Raw genomic sequence first — 17139 nt, 5'->3', positions numbered from 1 at the left:
TATGGTTACAATTAAAAATGAATATTTAGAAGCACAGTTTGACCCTAAAGGAGCTGAAATTTCAAAAATTATAGGCATGCAAGATGGCATCAACTATATGTGGAAGCAGGATCCTTGTTTATGGGGACATAGTGCACCTGTTCTATTTCCAATTGTTGGAGCGTTAAAGAATGGAACTTGTCGTATTGATGGTAAAGAATATCATATGAATCAGCATGGCTTCTCTAGAAACACAGAATATGAAGTTTATGAACATGATGAAACACATGTTGTTTTCCATTTATCTTCTAGTGATGAAATTAAGAAGATGTATCCTTATGAGTTTGATTTATATGTGACTTATACTTTAGTAGATAATAAGCTTAAAGCGGAATTTAGAGTAGAGAACCATAATGAAGAAGTTATCTATTTCCAGATTGGTGGACATCCAGCTTTTGCATGTCCGTTTATTGAAGGTGAGGATGCAAATGATTATTACATTGAATTTGAACAGCCAGAAACAGTGGAACAGAAAGTAATTGATGTAGCAAGAAAAGGTATGTCTCATGAAACAAGACCATTATTTGATCATGAACGTCATTTCTTTGTACGTCAAGCAATGTTTAATAATGATGCTGTTGTTGTCCCTCATTTTAAATCTCATTATGTATCTCTAAAATCTCTTACAAATAATAAGAGCTTGAATTTCTATATGAAGGGATTTGACCATTTAGGATTATGGACAAGTTCTCATGTAGGTGGCTTACTTGCAATTGAACCATGGGTTGGACATACAGATTATGTTGATTTTGATGGAGAATTCAAGGATAAAGAAAGTGCTGTAGAATTAAAGAAGGATGAAAAATTCACTTGCGAATTTGCAGTTGAAATATTCCAGTAAGAAGGCAAAAAATTGCCTTCTTTTTTTTATTTATTGTTTACGGAATATAGATGAGAATGTTATAATTTTTTAACGATAGGAGGTATTGCAATGAAAAAGTTGTTATTGGTTATACTATGTTTGTTTATGACAGCATGTGGAACAAAGACAAAAGATTCTGATATTTCAGATGATGTATTAAAAAAATACAAAGAAGATTTGTTGTATACCAAAAAAACTAAGAAAATTGATAATTGTTCTGATAAAATGAATATAAAATTGTATTATACAGAAATTGATGAAGGCTATCGCTATGAAATGCTTATAGATGAGCCAAAACAGAAAATGTATAATATTAAAGCTATTTCATATAGTCCATCATGTTTAGATGATTATCAGCCGACTATTGGCTATTTTGATAAGGAAACATATTCTATGATTCCTGGAATTGTTGATAAAAAGAAGAATATTTATAAAGGTATTACTTTATCAGGAAGAGTGAGGAAAAAAGAAACGCTAAAAGTTTTAGTCGAATTTGATACAAAAAAATCTCAGTCTGGTGAGTCATATAGTTATTGTTTTGAGGTGAAAAATGAGAATTGATAAATTACTAGCTCATTGTGGATATGGGTCAAGAAAAGATGTTAAGCAGCTTTTAAAAGATGGTTTGGTTACTTCAAATGGTAAAAAAATAAGATCATCAGGTGCACATGTAGATCCTGAAAAGGATGAAATCTATGTGGGTGATGAAAAAATCAATTATTCTAAGTATGTTTATTATATGCTTAATAAGCCGGATGGCTATGTAAGTGCGACAGAAGATAATGTTTATCCTACAGTTATTGATTTGATTAAAGAATATCATCCGGGATTGTTTCCAGTAGGAAGATTAGATGTAGACACTGAAGGTCTGTTATTAATTACTAATGATGGACAGCTGGCACATCGTCTTCTTTCTCCTAGAACACATGTCCCTAAGACTTATTATGTCAAGGTCAAAGGCAGACTTGGAATAGGAGATATTAATGCATTTACTAAAGGTATTCCTTTAGAAGATTTTACATGTATGCCATCCTATTTAAAAATCATCAAGAGTGATGAAATAAGTGAGTGTGAAGTTACTATTTATGAAGGTAAGTTTCATCAGGTTAAAAGAATGTTTCAGGCATGCGGTAAAGAAGTTGTCTATTTGAAACGTATTAGCATGGGTGAATTGAAATTAGATGAGAACTTAAAACTAGGTCATTACAGACCACTTACAGATGAGGAAATTAATAGCATACTATAACGTTTTATGATATAATAACATTGATGTGGAGGTTTTATGAGATTAAGAAATAATCCTGATGCCATGCCTTTTTTAGAAGAGCAGGCAGATTTAGTTTTTATTAATCCACGTGATCACTTAGGTAAGTGGCACGAGGTGTTTGGAAATAACAATCCTATTGCAATTGAAATTGGAATGGGGAAAGGTGATTTCATTATCGAAAATGCGAGACGAAATCCAGATATCAACTATATTGGTATTGAAAAATATTCTACAGTTTTAACTATTGCAGTTAAGAAATATCTTGAAATGGAGGCTTTGCCAAATCTCCGTTTTATGAAGGAAGATGCTGCCGTACTTGGTGAAGTGTTTGCGGAAAATGAAATTGATACAGTTTATTTGAATTTCAGTGATCCTTGGCCTAAAAAGAGACATTCAAAGAGAAGATTAACTTATGCTTCATTCCTTGATGTCTATAAGAATATTCTTAAGGAAAAAGGACATTTAATCTTTAAGACAGATAATCGTCCGTTCTTTGAATATTCACTTGTTTCTATGAATAATTATGGTGTTTGTTTTCATGATGTATGTTTAGATCTTCATCATAGTGAAGGATATGAAGACAACGTGATGACTGAGTATGAAAAGAAATTCTCACCATTTGGGCCAATCTATAGAATTGATATTGATTTTGGAGAAATGAATGGATAAACTCATCAAACTGCATTCTTTAAAGGAATTTGAAGAAGCTATCCAAAATAGAAGTATTATCGTATTTTCTACAGATTGGTGTCCTGATTGTCTTTATATGAAAACCTATATAGAACATATTGTTGAAAACAATTCAGCATTTCGATTCTATTATATAAATCGTGATGATATGCTTGATTTATGTATTGAATTAAAAATCTTAGGCATTCCTTCTTTTGTTGCATATGACAAGGGTGAGGAATTAGGACGATTTGTATCGAAATTAAGAAAGACAGAGGAGGAAGTTCAGTCTTTTATTGATTCAATTTAAAAAAGAAAGTGTGGGTTGAATATGAAAATTACAGATTGGTTTATGGGCAAGGATATGGATCTTGATGATACTGTAAAGAAAGAGGAACCACCTCATGTGGATCCTGTGATTGAACAGCGTCGTAAAGAAAAATTCAGTGAGCCTATGATTTATAGCGAAGAAAAGAAAGTCGAAGAAAAGAAAGTAGAAGAAAAGGCGCCCGTTGTTAAGAAAACAGCAGAACCTAAGAAGCCAAAAAAGCAAGAATATGTCATGAGTCAGATCATCTCTCCAATGAACGGAGTGCAGGAATCTAACAATCCTGCACCACAAAAAAAGCCATTAATTAAGAAAAAAATAAAAAGACGTGAGGATGATGTGGTACCTGTACTAAGTCCTTTTTATGGTGCTCAGGGAATTGAAGAAGAAAAACCTGTAGTGAAAAAGGCAAAGAAAGTAGAAAAGACAGTCAAGAAGGAAAGCGGTGAAGTCATTGATTCTGTGGAAAACCGCTTGAAGAATTTATCTACTTTGACACTTGAATCACAAGAAAACCTCAAAATTGTTGAAGAGAGAACAGGTAAGTTCAAACATGACATGGAGAATGAAGACTCTTTGATTGATGAAATCAATGATGATATGAGCTATGATGAACTCATGAATCTTTATGAAAAGAAGTTTGAAGATTAATGGGAATTGGTGTTGATATTGTTGAGCTTTCTCGTTTAGATGTTGATAATGAACGTTTTGTACGTCATATTTTAGCAGATGCAGAATATGAAATATTTCAATCATTTCCAACTGAAAAACGTAAGAGAGAATATCTCGGTGGTCGCTTTGCGGCAAAGGAAGCTTATTTAAAAGCCAACCATCTAGGCATCGGTGGTATTTCATTTCATGATATTGTCATTTTGAATCATGAAGACGGAAGTCCTTATCTGAATGATGAGGATGCAGACATTTCTATTGCACATGATGGTGGCATTGCTATCGCTTTTGTATATAAGAAATAATTTTATTTAACCCGTATTCACCTTCTTCTTAAAACAAGTCTTTTGGAGGAGGTGATTTTTATATGTATAATCATGTATTTCTAGTGGGCAGAATTGCTCAGATGCCTGATTATGAAATTATCAATAATTATCGAAAGGATGCTTTGATCCACCTTCAGGTGTATCGTCCTTTTGATGAAATAAAAGGATGTAGGGATTATGATCTGATTCCTATTATCTTATGGAAAGGTTTAGCGGAAATGATTAATGATACTTGTCATGCTGGCAGTGTCATTGCAATAAGAGGAAGACTGAGTAATCTTGAAGATAAGCCCAAATATAAAGGGTATCGTGTCATGACTGTACGTGCAGAGTCTTTCGAACTTCTTGATGAGAAGCTCAAAGAACTTCAAAAACCGCTGACTATTGAGAAATAAGGAGGTTTATTTATGGTTGATCAGTCACTTATTAGAAACTTTTCAATTATTGCACATATTGACCATGGTAAGAGTACTCTTGCCGATAGAATTTTACAATTAACTGGTACTGTAGCAGATCGTGATATGAAAGATCAGCTGCTTGACGATATGGAACTTGAAAGAGAGCGTGGTATTACAATTAAGTTAAATGCCGTCTCTTTAACATATAAAGCAAAAGATGGAAAAACTTATCTTTTACATCTTATAGATACACCGGGCCATGTTGACTTTTCTTATGAAGTCTCACGTTCACTTGCGGCTTGTGAAGGCGCTATTTTAGTAGTAGATGCCGCTCAGGGTGTTGAAGCGCAGACTCTTGCAAATGTTTATCTTGCATTAGATAACAATTTGGAAATTCTTCCTGTTATTAATAAAATAGATCTACCTAGCGCTGATCCAGATAGAGTTGCTGCAGAAGTGGAAGAATTAATTGGTCTTCCGGCAGATGATGCACCTCGTATTTCAGCTAAGACAGGTTTAAATGTTGAAGCGGTATTAGAGGAAATTGTTAATAAAGTACCAGCACCTAGTGGTGATATTAATGCACCGACTCAAGCTTTAATCTTTGATTCTTTCTATGATGCTTATAGAGGCGTTATTATTCTTGTTTGTGTCAAGGAAGGTAAGATCAGAGTAGGTGATCATATTCATTTTATGGCGAGCAACGCAGATTATGAAGTTGTGGAATGTGGTGTTCATACACCTCGTGAAGTGAAGAAAGATGAGTTAGTAACAGGTGAAGTAGGATGGATTGCTGCAAGCATTAAGTCTATTTCGGATGTTCATGTTGGTGATACAGTTACAACTCTTGAAAATAAAGCAACCGAGCCATTACCAGGTTATCGTCGTATGAATCCGATGGTTTATTGTGGTCTTTATCCAATTGACAATGCGAAATATAAAGATTTGCGTGAAGCACTTGAAAAGATTGCATTAAGTGACTCTTCACTTGTTTATGAACCTGAAACATCTCAGGCTTTAGGATTTGGTTTCCGTTGTGGATTCCTTGGCTTATTACATATGGATGTTATAGAAGAAAGACTAGAAAGAGAATTTGGCCTTGATCTGATTGCAACAGCACCATCTGTAATCTATAACGTTTATTTAAGTGATGGTTCTATGATTGAAATAGATAACCCAGCTTTACTGCCAGATCCAACAACAATTACACGTATAGAAGAACCTTATGTACGTGCTGCAATTATGACACCTGATGAATTTATTGGGCCTATTATGGAATTATGTCAGAATAAGCGTGGAGAATATGTAGATATTGAATATCTTGATGATACAAGAAGAAATGTTATTTACTATATTCCTCTATCAGAAATTGTTTATGATTTCTTTGATAAATTAAAATCATGTACACGTGGTTATGCATCATTTGACTATGAGTTACATGGTTATCGTACAAGTAACTTAACTAAGATGGATATTCTCTTAAATGGAGAAGTAGTTGATGCGTTATCTTCTATTGTTCATAAGGATTTTGCATATGATCGTGGAAGAATCATCTGTGAGAAGTTAAAGACTATCATTCCAAGACAACAGTTCGAAATTCCTGTTCAGGCCGCTATTCAGGGACGTGTTATCGCACGTACTAATATTAAGGCAATTAGAAAGAATGTCCTTGCAAAGTGTTATGGTGGGGATATTTCACGTAAGAAGAAGCTTCTTGAAAAACAGAAAGAAGGTAAAAAGCGTATGAAGGCTGTGGGAAGTGTTGAAATTCCACAGGAGGCATTCATGGCTATTTTATCTGTGGATGATGAATAGGCAGAATGATTTCTGCCTTTCTTTATTTTTTCACACATTTGATTTTCTCTAATTAATTGAAATGATAGGAATATACATATATAATATGAGAGAAAAAAGGTGGGATTTGATTGTTTAGTAATAGACCGATAAAGTTTATAGGGCGAAAAGAAGCCCAGGAACAGCAGCGTAATCAGCTAGATAATGTAGTGGCACGTCGTTTTTATATTATTATTGGCGTTGTTATTGTGATAGCAACAATATTTGCATTGAGATTGTTCTATATGCAGATTAATAAGTCTGATTTCTATTCAGCTAAGCTGGAACAATACAGCACAAATACATTTGAAGTGGATGCATTACGTGGTGAAATAGTTGATAGAAATTATAATAAGCTTGTTTATAACGAAAATGTTGTATGTGCAACTTATTATGCGGTTAGAGGAATTAAGGATGATGAAATTAAATCTATGGTTAATTTTATCACTAAGAATTGTAATGTTGATATTTCAAGTGTAACTGAAAGAGAGAAAAAAGATTACCTTCTTATGAAGGATAAGAAATTTGCAAAATCTCTCGTTACAGAATCTGAAAAGAAGGCTCTTGCTGCAAATGATGATGGAGATACGGAGTATTATAATTTACAGTTAAAAAGAATTACAAAGAAAATATTGGAAAAACATTTAACTGATGATGATGTCCGTTATTATAAACTCTATTATACAATCAAGAATTGTAAGAGTGGTTCTGCAGTACTTCTTGAGAATATCAGTTATCAGGAAGCAAGTATCATTGGTGAAAATAATGATTTATTAAGAGGTATTCAGGTAACAAGTGACTGGAAGCGTGCTTATACAGATGAGTCTATGCTAAAGAGTACACTTGGTAAAGTTACTACAAAGAAACAGGGGCTTCCTGCAACTTTAAAAGATGAACTTCTTGCGTTAGATTATAGTAATGACTCACGTGTTGGTACGTCTGGATTAGAAAGACAATATGAAGATATTCTTAGTGGGAATAAGTCAGTTATGACTTTGAACTATATGAGTGATGGTACACCTATTGTCAAAACAAAGAAACAAGGTAGCAGTGGTGAAAACATTCAGTTAACCCTTGACTGGGATATTCAGACACAATTGACTCAGATGGTTGAGCAATGTCTTTATAGTCATACATCTGAAAGATATCAGCAGCATATTTATTGTGTTATGATGGAGCCTAAGACAGGTGATGTGATTGCCTTGGTTGGTAAGGAATTTAATAAAGAGAAGACACCTTATGAAATGAAAGATGCGACTTATCTAGCTTATACGGGTGCATATCGTATTGGTTCTACTATGAAGGGGGCTGTTATTTATGCCTGCTTCAAGAATAACATTATTAAAGCGAACCATTATGAAACTGATACTTCTGAAGGTTTGAAGATTGCTGGTACAAAAGCAAAGCATTCTTGGAACAAGAGTGGTTTCGGTAATATTAATGAAGTACAGGCGCTGGCTTATTCTTCAAACATTTATATGATGAAGATTATTATCAAACTTGCTGGTGGTCATTATCAGTACGATCGACCAATTCATATCAATAAGAATGCATTTACTAAATTAAGAAATGCCGCGGGTGAATTAGGATTAGGTGTCAAGACGGGTATTGATTTACCTTATGAGGCGGCAACTGGACCTCGTGAGGAAGAAGATACAGCAGGTAAGCTTCTTGACTTCTCAATTGGTCAGTATGATACGTATACACCATTACAACTTGCTGTATATGCTTCTACATTGGCTAATAAAGGTGTTAAAGTACAGCCTCATCTTTATAAGAGTTCGTATAAGACAGATACGTCCGGTGAAATTGTAACTCTTAATACGCATAAGAAGAAGGTTGTGGATGATGTATCTGAAGGTAATGAAGATGCGTTTAATCAGATTCAGGCTGGTATGAAAGCCGTAGTTACTTATGGTACTGCTGCAGGTTCATTTTCTGGATTCCCATATGATATTTCTGGTAAATCAGGTACTGCCGAAGACTATACACATACAGGTAATATCGACCATCCTAACCATTTGTTTATTGCTTATGGTCCAAGTAAAGATCCACAGGTTGTTGTAGCTGTTCTAGAAGAGAGATTAAAGGGTTCTAATGATGCGCCTACTATCGCAAAAAAAGCGTTTAGTCTCTATTTTGAAAAATATGGCTATAATAATTAAAAAATTACTAGTAATTTATAAATTTATATGATAATATATTGAAGCAAACTTATTTGGAGGTGTAATTCATGAGAGATAATATTATCTTAAAGTGTACAGAATGTGGTGAAGAAAACTATATCAACACAAAGAATAAAAAGAGTCATCCTGAAAGGGTTGAATTTAAAAAGTATTGTCCAAGATGTAACAAGAAAACTGTTCATAAGGAAAAGAAATAAGCCTCAAGGCTTATTTTTTTTATAGGAGGATTTATATGATTAAAAGATTAGTAGTAGGTCCTTTACAGGAGAATTGTTATATAGTGAGTTGTGGTCATACCTGTGTGATTATTGATCCAGGAGATGAAGCAAATCATATTATGCAGGAAATAGAGAATGATCATTTAGAGGTAAAAGGCATTCTTGTGACACATGGTCATTTTGATCATATTGGTGCTGTGAATGAACTAAAAGCATATTATCATACAGATGTATATGCCACGAAAGATACTAAAGATATGATGCTTAACTGGGATGAAAATCTCTCAGTTATGATTGGTGGGGAAAAGTATATTGTAGAAGATGTACAAATCATTGATGATACAATTATACTTGAAGGCATGAACTTCAAAGTTTATGAGACGCCAGGTCATGCAAAAGGAAGCTGTCTTTATTATTATGAACAGGAAAATGCATTATTTACTGGTGATACATTATTTAGAGGCGGCTGTGGAAGAATTGATTTTCCTACAGGAAGTCAGTCGGCTATGATTCAGTCTTTAAGTAAAATAAAACAATTTACATTTGATGCTGATGTCTATCCAGGACATGGTCCACAATCCAAAATTTCTTTAGAAAAGAAAAATAACCCGTATTTATCCTTTTGAGTAAAAAAAGTTGCTGTTTAGTGCAAAAATCTAAAGATATATAATTTTAGGTATATAATGGCAATGAAGTGGATTTTAACACTTATATTTGGTTTTTCCCTTATGTATGGGAGTTATACATTCTCATTATCCATTTCAATCCGTCCTCTAACCCCTGAATAGAGGACTTTTTTTATTTTTTATGTATGAAAATAATGCGCTTTCAATTATAATGAGAAATGGAGGTTTATGAAATGAAAAAGATAATACGTTTAATACTTGCCTTAGCTATAGGTTCTACACTTATAGGATGTTCTTCTAAGCCTGGAGGAACGATTGACTTGACAAGTAATATCAAAGTAACAATCAAAGGCTATAATGGTAAGGGAGAGGTTTATGTCGATAATAATACAAAGTATGGTAAAACCAATTCTAATATTAGAGATTTTGTAAGCAATGTAGAATATACATTAGAAAACGGTGAAAATGGTGCACTCTCTAATGGTGATGAAATTACTATTAATGCTAGATATTCTAAATCACAGGCTAAAGATCTAGGGCTTACTATTAAGAATCCTACTAAGAAGGTCAAGGTATCTGGGTTAAAAGATTTATTAACAGGTTATTATGATTGTGAAATCAAGATTAAAAATTATGGTTCAATTAAATTAAAGCTTGATGCGAATACAGCACCTATTACCGTAAGCAATTTTGTCGGACTTGCCAATGATGGTTTCTATAATGGCTTAACATTCCATCGTATTATTAAAGGATTTATGATTCAGGGTGGAGATCCTAATGGAGATGGAACTGGAGGTTCTAAAGATACTATTAAGGGTGAATTTTCTAGTAATGGTGTAGATAATCCTTTGAAGCATACAAGAGGCGTTATTTCAATGGCAAGAAGTCAGTCCAATGATAGTGCCAGCAGTCAATTCTTCATTATGCATGAAGATGCACCTTCATTAGATGGTGAATATGCAGCATTTGGATGTGCTTATTCAGGAATGGAGATTGTTGATAAGATCTGTAATGATGTAAAGACAGAAGACAGCAATGGAACAGTACTAAAAAAGAATCAGCCAGTTATCGAAAGTATTATATGTACAAAGGTTCAGTAAATTTTACTGAATCTTTTTTTAGTTCTATGAGAAAAATGGTTTTGTATCTTGTATGTAATAGTAGGAGGTTATTTTATGGATGAACTATTTGAAACTATTTTTTTCAAAGCACTTAAAGCAGATTCTACAGACATCCATTTCAAATTGACGGACCATTTGAGTATTCAATTTAGAGTGTTTGGAGAGTTACAACATTATCAGGATTATGAAAGTGCAGTAGGTGCTAAGATCATGAACTATCTGAAATATAAGTCTTTCATTAATGTGAATTATAAAATGGTTCCTCAGACAGGTGCTTTTCACTACTACATCAATGAACATATTTATTTCCTTCGTGTTTCTTATTTACCTGGAATGGATTTTGAAAGTATAGTCATAAGAATATTAAATAATCATGAGAATATCACTATTAATGAGATATCAGAGATTGATGACTTTACTTTCTTTCTTAATGAAATCTGTTATCAAAAGGCAGGTCTCTTTTTGGTGGCAGGTGCTACAGGTTCAGGTAAATCAACCACTTTATATGCCATACTTGATAAGATTATTGAAATGGGAGGAAGAAATGTTGTTACGTTAGAGGATCCAATAGAAATAGTGAAGGAACATTGTTTGCAAATAGAAATGAATGAAAGCTTAGGTATTGATTATTATAATTCATTGAAACAGATTTTAAGACATGATCCAGATGTAATCATGATCGGTGAAATTAGAGACGAAAAGACCGCAAAACTTGCGATTACATGTGCTTTAACAGGGCATCTGGTATTATCTACTATTCATGCCAGTAACTCATTGCTGGTAATAAAGAGAATGTTGAATTTAGGGATTAATGAAACGGATTTAGAGGACGTATTGATTGGTGTAGTTACACAACGCATTAAATATGATAGAAGGAATAGAAGAGTTATCATACTTCCTGAAATAATGAATAAGATACAGATCAAACAATATTTTGTAGATCATACAGTTAATTATCCATCATTTAAAGACAATGCTTTAATGCTTATTAAAGAAAAGCACTGTGATCAGTATTTGTTTAAGGATGAGTTGAATGGACAATGATCTTTTATTTCTTGAAAACTTATCTAATCTTCTCGAACAAGGTTATGGGATAGAAGAAACATTACTTATCTGTAAAGATATTAATGATCATCCAAGCATTGATACAATATTGCAGAAAATATATGATGGAGAGAATTTGACTGATGCATTGCTGGATCCTCATCTTCCACCTTTATTCATTGAGTTTTTTACTTTCTTTTCTATGCGTTCCACCATTTCCGATGCGATTAAGAATAGCTTAAAAATATATAATGAAATATATTCAATGAAAAAGAAATTAGTTGCCCAGATGACATATCCTCTTATTTTGATTGTATTTTTACTCTTTTTCTCTTTGTTTGCAACTTTTATTCTCTTTCCTAAAGTTACTACTTTGTTCAGTTCATTTGGGATGAATCCATCTTTAAGCTTCACTCTTTTATTCTTTATTATTCGCCTAATTCCTATTTTGATTATTGGTTTATTATCTGCATTAATTATATCCGGTGTTTATTTTCTTATCTCTTTAAAGAAAAAGAAGTTCTGGATAATTGAACGTTATCTGAAAGTACCTTTCTTAAAGAAGTATATTCAGAAATATTTCACATTTAAGTTCTGCCTCTATTTCAACGAGTTGCTAGAAGATCATATTGATTCTAATACTATTATTACAATGTTGAATGAGAGTATGAGTCAAAGTGATATTAAGATTGTACTTTATGAAATCTATATTCGTTTAAAAGAAGGTGAGCAGCTAGAAAATATTATAGATGGTTTTCCTTATTTCGATCATCTCTTTGTCTCTATGTATAAGATGTTTTTAAAGAATCCTGATCAAATAGGATCAATGAGAGGGTATTTAGATATTTCTCAAGAACAGATTACATATGCTGTTAATAAGTTTACAAAGTTTTTTGTCCCAATTGTTTATGGTTTTGTCGCATTTTTCGTCATCACAATATATATCGCAGTTATTATTCCGATGATGAATGTTATTGGAGATATTTAGGAGGTTCTATGAAAAATAATAAAGCAGGCTTTACTCTTATAGAGATGATATTTTGTATTTCTGTTATTCTAGTTATCTTATTACTCGTTATTCCTAATGTAACAAGTAAGAACGATGTTGTGAAAGGAAAGGGATGTGAAGCACAGGTAGAAGTTGTTAATTCACAAATTATCTTGTATCAGATTGAACATGATGAACTGCCTACCAGCATTTCTCAATTAACATCTGGTTCAAATCCTTATCTCACTAAAAAACAAGCAACATGTCCTAATGGAAAATCAATTTATATATCAAATGGACAGGCATATGTATAGAAAGGGATTTACAGTTATAGAAATGTTGTTTGTTTTATCTATTACTATCTTTTTGTCCTTGTTATGTATGACACCTCATACACGTACGATTAAAGAAGAGGAAGAAATAGCGCTTATTAAAGCGATGTTTGATGAAGCAAGGGCGATGGCTATAGTGGAAAAAGATACAGTAAAGGTGTCTGTATCTAATCATAGAGTAGACTTGATTGGTAAGGAAAATAAGACATTAAATTTAGAGCAAGGGTATACTTTTCTTACGAATCATACATTTACTTTTAATGATCATGGTCATATTAAGATTGCAAAAACTCTTGTATTAAAAACACCACATCATACCAAGAAATTTGTTTTTCAGTTAGGAAGTGGAGCATATCATGTTGCATAATCAAAAGGGAAATACACTTATTGAATCACTGTTTGCCTTATCCATTTATTTGATGGTTGTTGTTTATTTTGTAGGATCTTGGGCTGTTTTAAATAAAGCACAGCTGCAATTTAAACATAATCAGGATTATTGTAATCAACAAGAACTTAAGATTGCAGAAGAAGGAGATGATATCCAATCAAAACTCAAAAGGGCTTTACGCTAATTGAAATGCTGTTTTCTTTATCTATTTGTCTGCTGATTGTGATGAATGTCCCTTCTCTTGTGCGCTTGTTAAGAGTGCCTGTGGTCAATAACAATCAGGATATTGCAGTAGGTGCGAAACAACTTGCAGATTATCTTCTTGTATCTAAAATCAAGACATATAGTGAAGATATTGGCTATTATGATGATAAGGGTGAAGAAAATACAATCATTTTTGAAAAAAGAAGACTGGTGAAGACACCTGGCTATGAAATCCTTATTACCGATATAGATGATGTACTATTTTTTGAGAAGGATGCCTATATGTATATGACAGTTACAAGAAAAAACCAGAAATATACATATATGATTTGTGATTTGTATAGAAAGCAGGAAACTTATGTCGAAGAATAGAGGAAGTGTATTGCAGGTAGTATTAGTCATTTTTCTCATAGTATTTACTAGTCTCTTTAGCTATTGCACGCTGATGACAAGACAATATGAATTAACACGTTATCAAAAAATGATGAATCAGCAGAGGCGTATAGAAATATTGTTAAGGCGTTATTGGCGTTCTACTATTGATCAGGATATTTTATTAGGGGATACTTTTGAAATGGAAGATAGTGTAATTAGTTATAATGTAGATGATGATGGAACTGACTATATTATTGATTGTGAGATCACAACGAAGTCATATCATTATACAATGCAGGCAAAAATAAATATGGATAGTTTAGATATGCATGCGTGTACATATGGGCATTAATGCAAGGATACTTTACTTTATAGAGGAATTTTGCTATAATGATGTCCGATTAGAAAGGATGAAGTAAAGTTATGATTAATGCAACTGAATTAAGACCAGGAGTAACATTTGAATATGATGGTAATCTATATGTTTGTTTAGATTATAGCCACAACAAGACAGCACGTGCTGCAGCTAACATTCGTGTTAAAATGAAGAACATGAGAACAGGAACTACTACTGAAATGACATTTGGTAGTAATGCAAAGGTAAAGAAGGCTCAGGTAGAAAAGAGCAAGATGCAGTATTTATATGACAATGGTGGTATGTTAGTATTTATGGATAATGAAACATATGACCAGGTTGAAATTCCTGCAGATCGTTTGGAATGGGAAATCAATTTCATGAAACCTTCTGATAATGTAGAAGTAACAAGCTATGAAGGTGAAATCCTTGGTGTTGCTTTACCAGTCAATGTACCATTTAAGGTTATTGAAACTGAAGCAGCAGTTAAAGGTGATACTGCAACAGGTGCAACTAAGTTTGCTACTATTGAAACAGGTTATCAGATTAAAGTGCCTCTATTTATTGAAGAAGGCGAAGTTGTTGTTGTTAATACAGTTGAAGGAAAATATACAGGAAGAGCATAATCTCTTCCTTTTTTAATTGGTGTTATTATATCAACACTTGTAATTATCCCTGTTTTCTTATAGAATATAAGGTAAAGAAAGAAGAGGTAATTTTATGGCACGTAATGAATATTATACATATAAGGGAAGCCCAATTAATGGCGATATTATGATGAGTGTTCAGGTTTTTGATATTATTACTAAGCAGGTTGCTGCTGAAGATAAGGATATTAAGCTTGATACTTCAAAAGGTTTTTCTGTTACAGGTACAAAGAATCTTGTGAACTGCACTATTAAAGATAATGAAGTTTATATCACAGTTCATGTTCGTATTAAATATGGTACAAACATTACAGCCAAGACAAAAGAATTACAGAAGAAGATTGCTTCTGGAATTAAAGAAATGGCTGCTGTAACAGTTAAGAGTGTTGATGTTGTAGTAGAAGCTATTGATTTCTAAAAGCAAGTCTGACTTGCTTTTATTTTTTTTGAATAGGCAAAGAGATGTAAAATCTTTTATAAAAAGAGTCGATGTGTTAAAATAAGTGAGTATTATGGAGGTCCTTTAAAAATGGAAAAAACAATTAGACAAATCGCTAGAGAAAAAGCAGTAATTGCAGTATACCAATGGTTAACAGTTGATGCATCTAAAGAAGAACTTAAAGAATATGTTCATGCTGATGAAGCATTAATTGAAGGTAGATCAGCAGAACAGTTCTGTTACTGGTTGATTGATACAGTTATGGAAAACAAAGGTTCTTATGAAGCTTTATTAAATACTAAATTAAAAAAAGGATGGTCTTTTGAACGTTTAAATAAGATGGAACAGGCTATTCTTCTTGTGGCAACATGTGAGTTACTAGAATCAGAATTAGACAAGAGCATTGTTATTAATGAAGCTGTTATCAATGCAAAACAGTATTGTGATGAAGATTCTTATAAATTCATTAATGGTGTTTTAACTGCAATTGAATAATGGAACGACAATACGTAAGCGTACATGCTTTAAATCGCTATATTAAAGCAAAACTAGATAATGACATGCAGCTTCAGACTGTATATATTCGTGGCGAGATATCTAATTATCGTCCACATCCTTCAGGTCATATGTACTTTACTCTAAAGGATGATCAAACGGAATCATCAATTAGTGCAATTATGTTTGCGTCACAGGCACGTTATTTAAAGTTTAGATTAAAAGATGGAATGAAGGTATTTATTACAGCGCAAGTTTCTGTATTTGAAAGAGCAGGAAGATATCAGCTTTATGTCAGAAGTATGCAGGAAGATGGCTTAGGTAATCTCTATCTTCGTTTTAATGAGTTAAAGCAGGCCTTGGAAAGAGAAGGCCTCTTTAATGCTATACATAAGAAAGAAATTCCATCTATGCCTGAACGTCTGGCTATTCTTTCAGCTAAACAAGGAGCTGCTTTGCAGGATGTGTTACGTACACTTCATCAGCGTTATCCTTTAGTGGCAAGAGATATTTATCCAGTTCCTGTTCAAGGAAGAGATGCTTATCAGGTGATTGTTGATACATTAAAAAAAGTGGATGAGATGGGCTACTCTACAATTCTTCTTGTAAGAGGTGGCGGTTCTATTGAAGATTTATGGAACTTTAATGAAGAGGCTTTGGCACGTTGCATTTATGATTTGAAGACACCTATTATTACTGGTGTAGGACATGAAACAGATTATACGCTGGTAGATTATGTCAGTGATTTACGTGCACCTACTCCTACAGCCGCGGCAGTAGCTGCAGTTCCTTCACAAAAAGATCTGTTGAATCATCTTGAGAATAAAATAGTTAGATTATCAAGTGTGATGAGAAAAACTATTTATCTAGAAAGACAGAAATTAGAAAAGTATCAGCATTCTTATGTTTTTACTGATCCTTCTAGAATATTCGAAACGAAGTTCATGAAATTAGATAATATTCAATTAAAACTAAACAACTTTAAAATCAGAATTAAACAGCAATCTCGTTACGAAATGCACAAAAAACTAATTCAACTCAATACGTTGATAAAACAGAAACAATTGATTGAGAGAAAAAGTATTAGTAATAACCAAGAGTTACTGGAATCTCAGTTTATAAATTATTTAAAAAATAAAAAGACTTCTTTTATTTATTCAGTTGAAAAACTTGATTTACTTAGTCCTCTAAAAACAATGCAGAGAGGTTATATTATCTCTAAAAAAGATGATCATATCATTAAAAGTGTAAAAGAATTATCACATAATGAAACAGTCACACTTGTTTATGTGGATGGTGAAAAAGAAGCAATAGTGAAGTAGGTGATATT

The 17139-nt window shown here is 32.9% G+C and carries 24 protein-coding genes; all 24 read left to right on the top strand.

Going from position 1 to position 17139, the window contains the following annotated elements; genetic code table 11:
- Window position 1 precedes the first annotated feature (1 nt).
- Window positions 2-880 carry an aldose 1-epimerase family protein gene (locus NQ499_RS07455; RefSeq protein WP_006506688.1) on the top strand — a complete coding sequence of 293 codons (879 nt, stop codon included), beginning with the start codon at window positions 2-4 and terminating at the stop codon, window positions 878-880.
- A 90-nt stretch (window positions 881-970) separates the two neighbouring features.
- A complete protein-coding gene (locus NQ499_RS07450; protein ID WP_006506687.1) occupies window positions 971-1462 on the top strand; it encodes a hypothetical protein in 492 nt (163 codons plus the stop codon).
- The gene (locus tag NQ499_RS07445; protein ID WP_006506686.1) at window positions 1452-2147 is read left to right on the top strand and encodes a pseudouridine synthase; all 696 of its coding nucleotides are present in this window, start codon (window positions 1452-1454) and stop codon (window positions 2145-2147) included. Before NQ499_RS07450 ends, NQ499_RS07445 begins: the two co-directional genes overlap by 11 nt.
- Before the next feature lie 36 nt (window positions 2148-2183).
- Window positions 2184-2837: a tRNA (guanosine(46)-N7)-methyltransferase TrmB gene (gene trmB / locus NQ499_RS07440; RefSeq protein ID WP_006506685.1), complete on the top strand. Its 654-nt coding sequence runs from the start codon at window positions 2184-2186 to the stop codon at window positions 2835-2837.
- Window positions 2830-3147, top strand: a complete 318-nt coding sequence (locus NQ499_RS07435; RefSeq protein WP_006506684.1) for a thioredoxin family protein — start codon at window positions 2830-2832, stop codon at window positions 3145-3147. Before trmB ends, NQ499_RS07435 begins: the two co-directional genes overlap by 8 nt.
- A gap of 21 nt (window positions 3148-3168) precedes the next feature.
- Window positions 3169-3816 carry a hypothetical protein gene (locus tag NQ499_RS07430; RefSeq protein WP_006506683.1) on the top strand — a complete coding sequence of 216 codons (648 nt, stop codon included), beginning with the start codon at window positions 3169-3171 and terminating at the stop codon, window positions 3814-3816.
- Entirely contained in the window at window positions 3816-4139 is a 324-nt protein-coding gene (acpS, locus tag NQ499_RS07425; protein WP_006506682.1) for a holo-ACP synthase, read from the top strand. Before NQ499_RS07430 ends, acpS begins: the two co-directional genes overlap by 1 nt.
- Window positions 4140-4201: 62 nt before the next feature.
- Window positions 4202-4555: a single-stranded DNA-binding protein gene (locus NQ499_RS07420; protein WP_006506681.1), complete on the top strand. Its 354-nt coding sequence runs from the start codon at window positions 4202-4204 to the stop codon at window positions 4553-4555.
- A 12-nt stretch (window positions 4556-4567) separates the two neighbouring features.
- Window positions 4568-6373 (top strand): translation elongation factor 4, encoded by a 1806-nt coding sequence (gene lepA / locus NQ499_RS07415; protein WP_006506680.1) that lies wholly within the window; start codon window positions 4568-4570, stop codon window positions 6371-6373.
- Window positions 6374-6483: 110 nt separating this feature from the next.
- Window positions 6484-8556, top strand: a complete 2073-nt coding sequence (locus NQ499_RS07410; protein WP_006506679.1) for a peptidoglycan D,D-transpeptidase FtsI family protein — start codon at window positions 6484-6486, stop codon at window positions 8554-8556.
- A gap of 68 nt (window positions 8557-8624) precedes the next feature.
- On the top strand, window positions 8625-8774 hold the full coding sequence (gene rpmG, locus NQ499_RS07405) for a 50S ribosomal protein L33 (RefSeq protein WP_006506678.1): 150 nt from the start codon (window positions 8625-8627) through the stop codon (window positions 8772-8774).
- Between the two features lie 35 nt (window positions 8775-8809).
- Window positions 8810-9421, top strand: a complete 612-nt coding sequence (locus tag NQ499_RS07400; protein ID WP_006506677.1) for an MBL fold metallo-hydrolase — start codon at window positions 8810-8812, stop codon at window positions 9419-9421.
- A 233-nt stretch (window positions 9422-9654) separates the two neighbouring features.
- Window positions 9655-10521 (top strand): peptidylprolyl isomerase, encoded by an 867-nt coding sequence (locus tag NQ499_RS13685; protein ID WP_040390140.1) that lies wholly within the window; start codon window positions 9655-9657, stop codon window positions 10519-10521.
- Window positions 10522-10596: 75 nt separating this feature from the next.
- Entirely contained in the window at window positions 10597-11586 is a 990-nt protein-coding gene (locus tag NQ499_RS07390; RefSeq protein ID WP_006506675.1) for an ATPase, T2SS/T4P/T4SS family, read from the top strand.
- Window positions 11576-12574, top strand: coding sequence for a type II secretion system F family protein (locus tag NQ499_RS07385; protein WP_006506674.1), 999 nt, complete (start codon window positions 11576-11578; stop codon window positions 12572-12574). Before NQ499_RS07390 ends, NQ499_RS07385 begins: the two co-directional genes overlap by 11 nt.
- Before the next feature lie 8 nt (window positions 12575-12582).
- Complete coding sequence (gene comGC, locus NQ499_RS07380; protein ID WP_006506673.1) at window positions 12583-12888, top strand: competence type IV pilus major pilin ComGC; 306 nt, start codon at window positions 12583-12585, stop codon at window positions 12886-12888.
- The gene (gene comGD / locus NQ499_RS07375; RefSeq protein ID WP_006506672.1) at window positions 12881-13273 is read left to right on the top strand and encodes a competence type IV pilus minor pilin ComGD; all 393 of its coding nucleotides are present in this window, start codon (window positions 12881-12883) and stop codon (window positions 13271-13273) included. Before comGC ends, comGD begins: the two co-directional genes overlap by 8 nt.
- Window positions 13263-13478, top strand: a complete 216-nt coding sequence (locus NQ499_RS07370) for a hypothetical protein (protein ID WP_006506671.1) — start codon at window positions 13263-13265, stop codon at window positions 13476-13478. Before comGD ends, NQ499_RS07370 begins: the two co-directional genes overlap by 11 nt.
- Window positions 13479-13558: 80 nt before the next feature.
- Entirely contained in the window at window positions 13559-13870 is a 312-nt protein-coding gene (locus NQ499_RS07365) for a competence type IV pilus minor pilin ComGF (protein WP_040390139.1), read from the top strand.
- Window positions 13857-14225 (top strand): hypothetical protein, encoded by a 369-nt coding sequence (locus NQ499_RS07360; RefSeq protein ID WP_006506669.1) that lies wholly within the window; start codon window positions 13857-13859, stop codon window positions 14223-14225. Before NQ499_RS07365 ends, NQ499_RS07360 begins: the two co-directional genes overlap by 14 nt.
- A gap of 71 nt (window positions 14226-14296) precedes the next feature.
- Window positions 14297-14854: an elongation factor P gene (efp, locus tag NQ499_RS07355; RefSeq protein ID WP_006506668.1), complete on the top strand. Its 558-nt coding sequence runs from the start codon at window positions 14297-14299 to the stop codon at window positions 14852-14854.
- 94 nt (window positions 14855-14948) lie between these two features.
- The gene (locus tag NQ499_RS07350; protein WP_006506667.1) at window positions 14949-15293 is read left to right on the top strand and encodes an Asp23/Gls24 family envelope stress response protein; all 345 of its coding nucleotides are present in this window, start codon (window positions 14949-14951) and stop codon (window positions 15291-15293) included.
- 111 nt (window positions 15294-15404) lie between these two features.
- The gene (nusB, locus tag NQ499_RS07345; protein WP_055234356.1) at window positions 15405-15809 is read left to right on the top strand and encodes a transcription antitermination factor NusB; all 405 of its coding nucleotides are present in this window, start codon (window positions 15405-15407) and stop codon (window positions 15807-15809) included.
- Window positions 15809-17131 (top strand): exodeoxyribonuclease VII large subunit, encoded by a 1323-nt coding sequence (gene xseA / locus NQ499_RS07340; RefSeq protein WP_006506664.1) that lies wholly within the window; start codon window positions 15809-15811, stop codon window positions 17129-17131. Before nusB ends, xseA begins: the two co-directional genes overlap by 1 nt.
- Window positions 17132-17139 lie beyond the last annotated feature (8 nt).

The sequence above is a fragment of the Catenibacterium mitsuokai genome (genome assembly GCF_025148785.1).
GTDB lineage: Bacteria > Bacillota_I > Bacilli_A > Erysipelotrichales > Coprobacillaceae > Catenibacterium > Catenibacterium mitsuoka.
Note: the sequence above shows the minus strand (reverse complement) of the source record. Positions and strands in the feature narration are given on the sequence as shown.

What these genes read in the sequence shown, in the direction of transcription:
- NQ499_RS07455 (WP_006506688.1), top strand. Translation starts at nt 2, where the DNA reads ATGGTTACAATTAAAAATGAATATTTAGAAGCACAGTTTGACCCTAAA.
- NQ499_RS07450 (WP_006506687.1), top strand. Translation starts at nt 971, where the DNA reads ATGAAAAAGTTGTTATTGGTTATACTATGTTTGTTTATGACAGCATGT.
- NQ499_RS07445 (WP_006506686.1), top strand. Translation starts at nt 1,452, where the DNA reads ATGAGAATTGATAAATTACTAGCTCATTGTGGATATGGGTCAAGAAAA.
- trmB (WP_006506685.1), top strand. Translation starts at nt 2,184, where the DNA reads ATGAGATTAAGAAATAATCCTGATGCCATGCCTTTTTTAGAAGAGCAG.
- NQ499_RS07435 (WP_006506684.1), top strand. Translation starts at nt 2,830, where the DNA reads ATGGATAAACTCATCAAACTGCATTCTTTAAAGGAATTTGAAGAAGCT.
- NQ499_RS07430 (WP_006506683.1), top strand. Translation starts at nt 3,169, where the DNA reads ATGAAAATTACAGATTGGTTTATGGGCAAGGATATGGATCTTGATGAT.
- acpS (WP_006506682.1), top strand. Translation starts at nt 3,816, where the DNA reads ATGGGAATTGGTGTTGATATTGTTGAGCTTTCTCGTTTAGATGTTGAT.
- NQ499_RS07420 (WP_006506681.1), top strand. Translation starts at nt 4,202, where the DNA reads ATGTATAATCATGTATTTCTAGTGGGCAGAATTGCTCAGATGCCTGAT.
- lepA (WP_006506680.1), top strand. Translation starts at nt 4,568, where the DNA reads ATGGTTGATCAGTCACTTATTAGAAACTTTTCAATTATTGCACATATT.
- rpmG (WP_006506678.1), top strand. Translation starts at nt 8,625, where the DNA reads ATGAGAGATAATATTATCTTAAAGTGTACAGAATGTGGTGAAGAAAAC.
- NQ499_RS07400 (WP_006506677.1), top strand. Translation starts at nt 8,810, where the DNA reads ATGATTAAAAGATTAGTAGTAGGTCCTTTACAGGAGAATTGTTATATA.
- NQ499_RS13685 (WP_040390140.1), top strand. Translation starts at nt 9,655, where the DNA reads ATGAAAAAGATAATACGTTTAATACTTGCCTTAGCTATAGGTTCTACA.
- NQ499_RS07390 (WP_006506675.1), top strand. Translation starts at nt 10,597, where the DNA reads ATGGATGAACTATTTGAAACTATTTTTTTCAAAGCACTTAAAGCAGAT.
- NQ499_RS07385 (WP_006506674.1), top strand. Translation starts at nt 11,576, where the DNA reads ATGGACAATGATCTTTTATTTCTTGAAAACTTATCTAATCTTCTCGAA.
- comGC (WP_006506673.1), top strand. Translation starts at nt 12,583, where the DNA reads ATGAAAAATAATAAAGCAGGCTTTACTCTTATAGAGATGATATTTTGT.
- comGD (WP_006506672.1), top strand. Translation starts at nt 12,881, where the DNA reads ATGTATAGAAAGGGATTTACAGTTATAGAAATGTTGTTTGTTTTATCT.
- NQ499_RS07370 (WP_006506671.1), top strand. Translation starts at nt 13,263, where the DNA reads ATGTTGCATAATCAAAAGGGAAATACACTTATTGAATCACTGTTTGCC.
- NQ499_RS07360 (WP_006506669.1), top strand. Translation starts at nt 13,857, where the DNA reads ATGTCGAAGAATAGAGGAAGTGTATTGCAGGTAGTATTAGTCATTTTT.
- efp (WP_006506668.1), top strand. Translation starts at nt 14,297, where the DNA reads ATGATTAATGCAACTGAATTAAGACCAGGAGTAACATTTGAATATGAT.
- NQ499_RS07350 (WP_006506667.1), top strand. Translation starts at nt 14,949, where the DNA reads ATGGCACGTAATGAATATTATACATATAAGGGAAGCCCAATTAATGGC.
- nusB (WP_055234356.1), top strand. Translation starts at nt 15,405, where the DNA reads ATGGAAAAAACAATTAGACAAATCGCTAGAGAAAAAGCAGTAATTGCA.
- xseA (WP_006506664.1), top strand. Translation starts at nt 15,809, where the DNA reads ATGGAACGACAATACGTAAGCGTACATGCTTTAAATCGCTATATTAAA.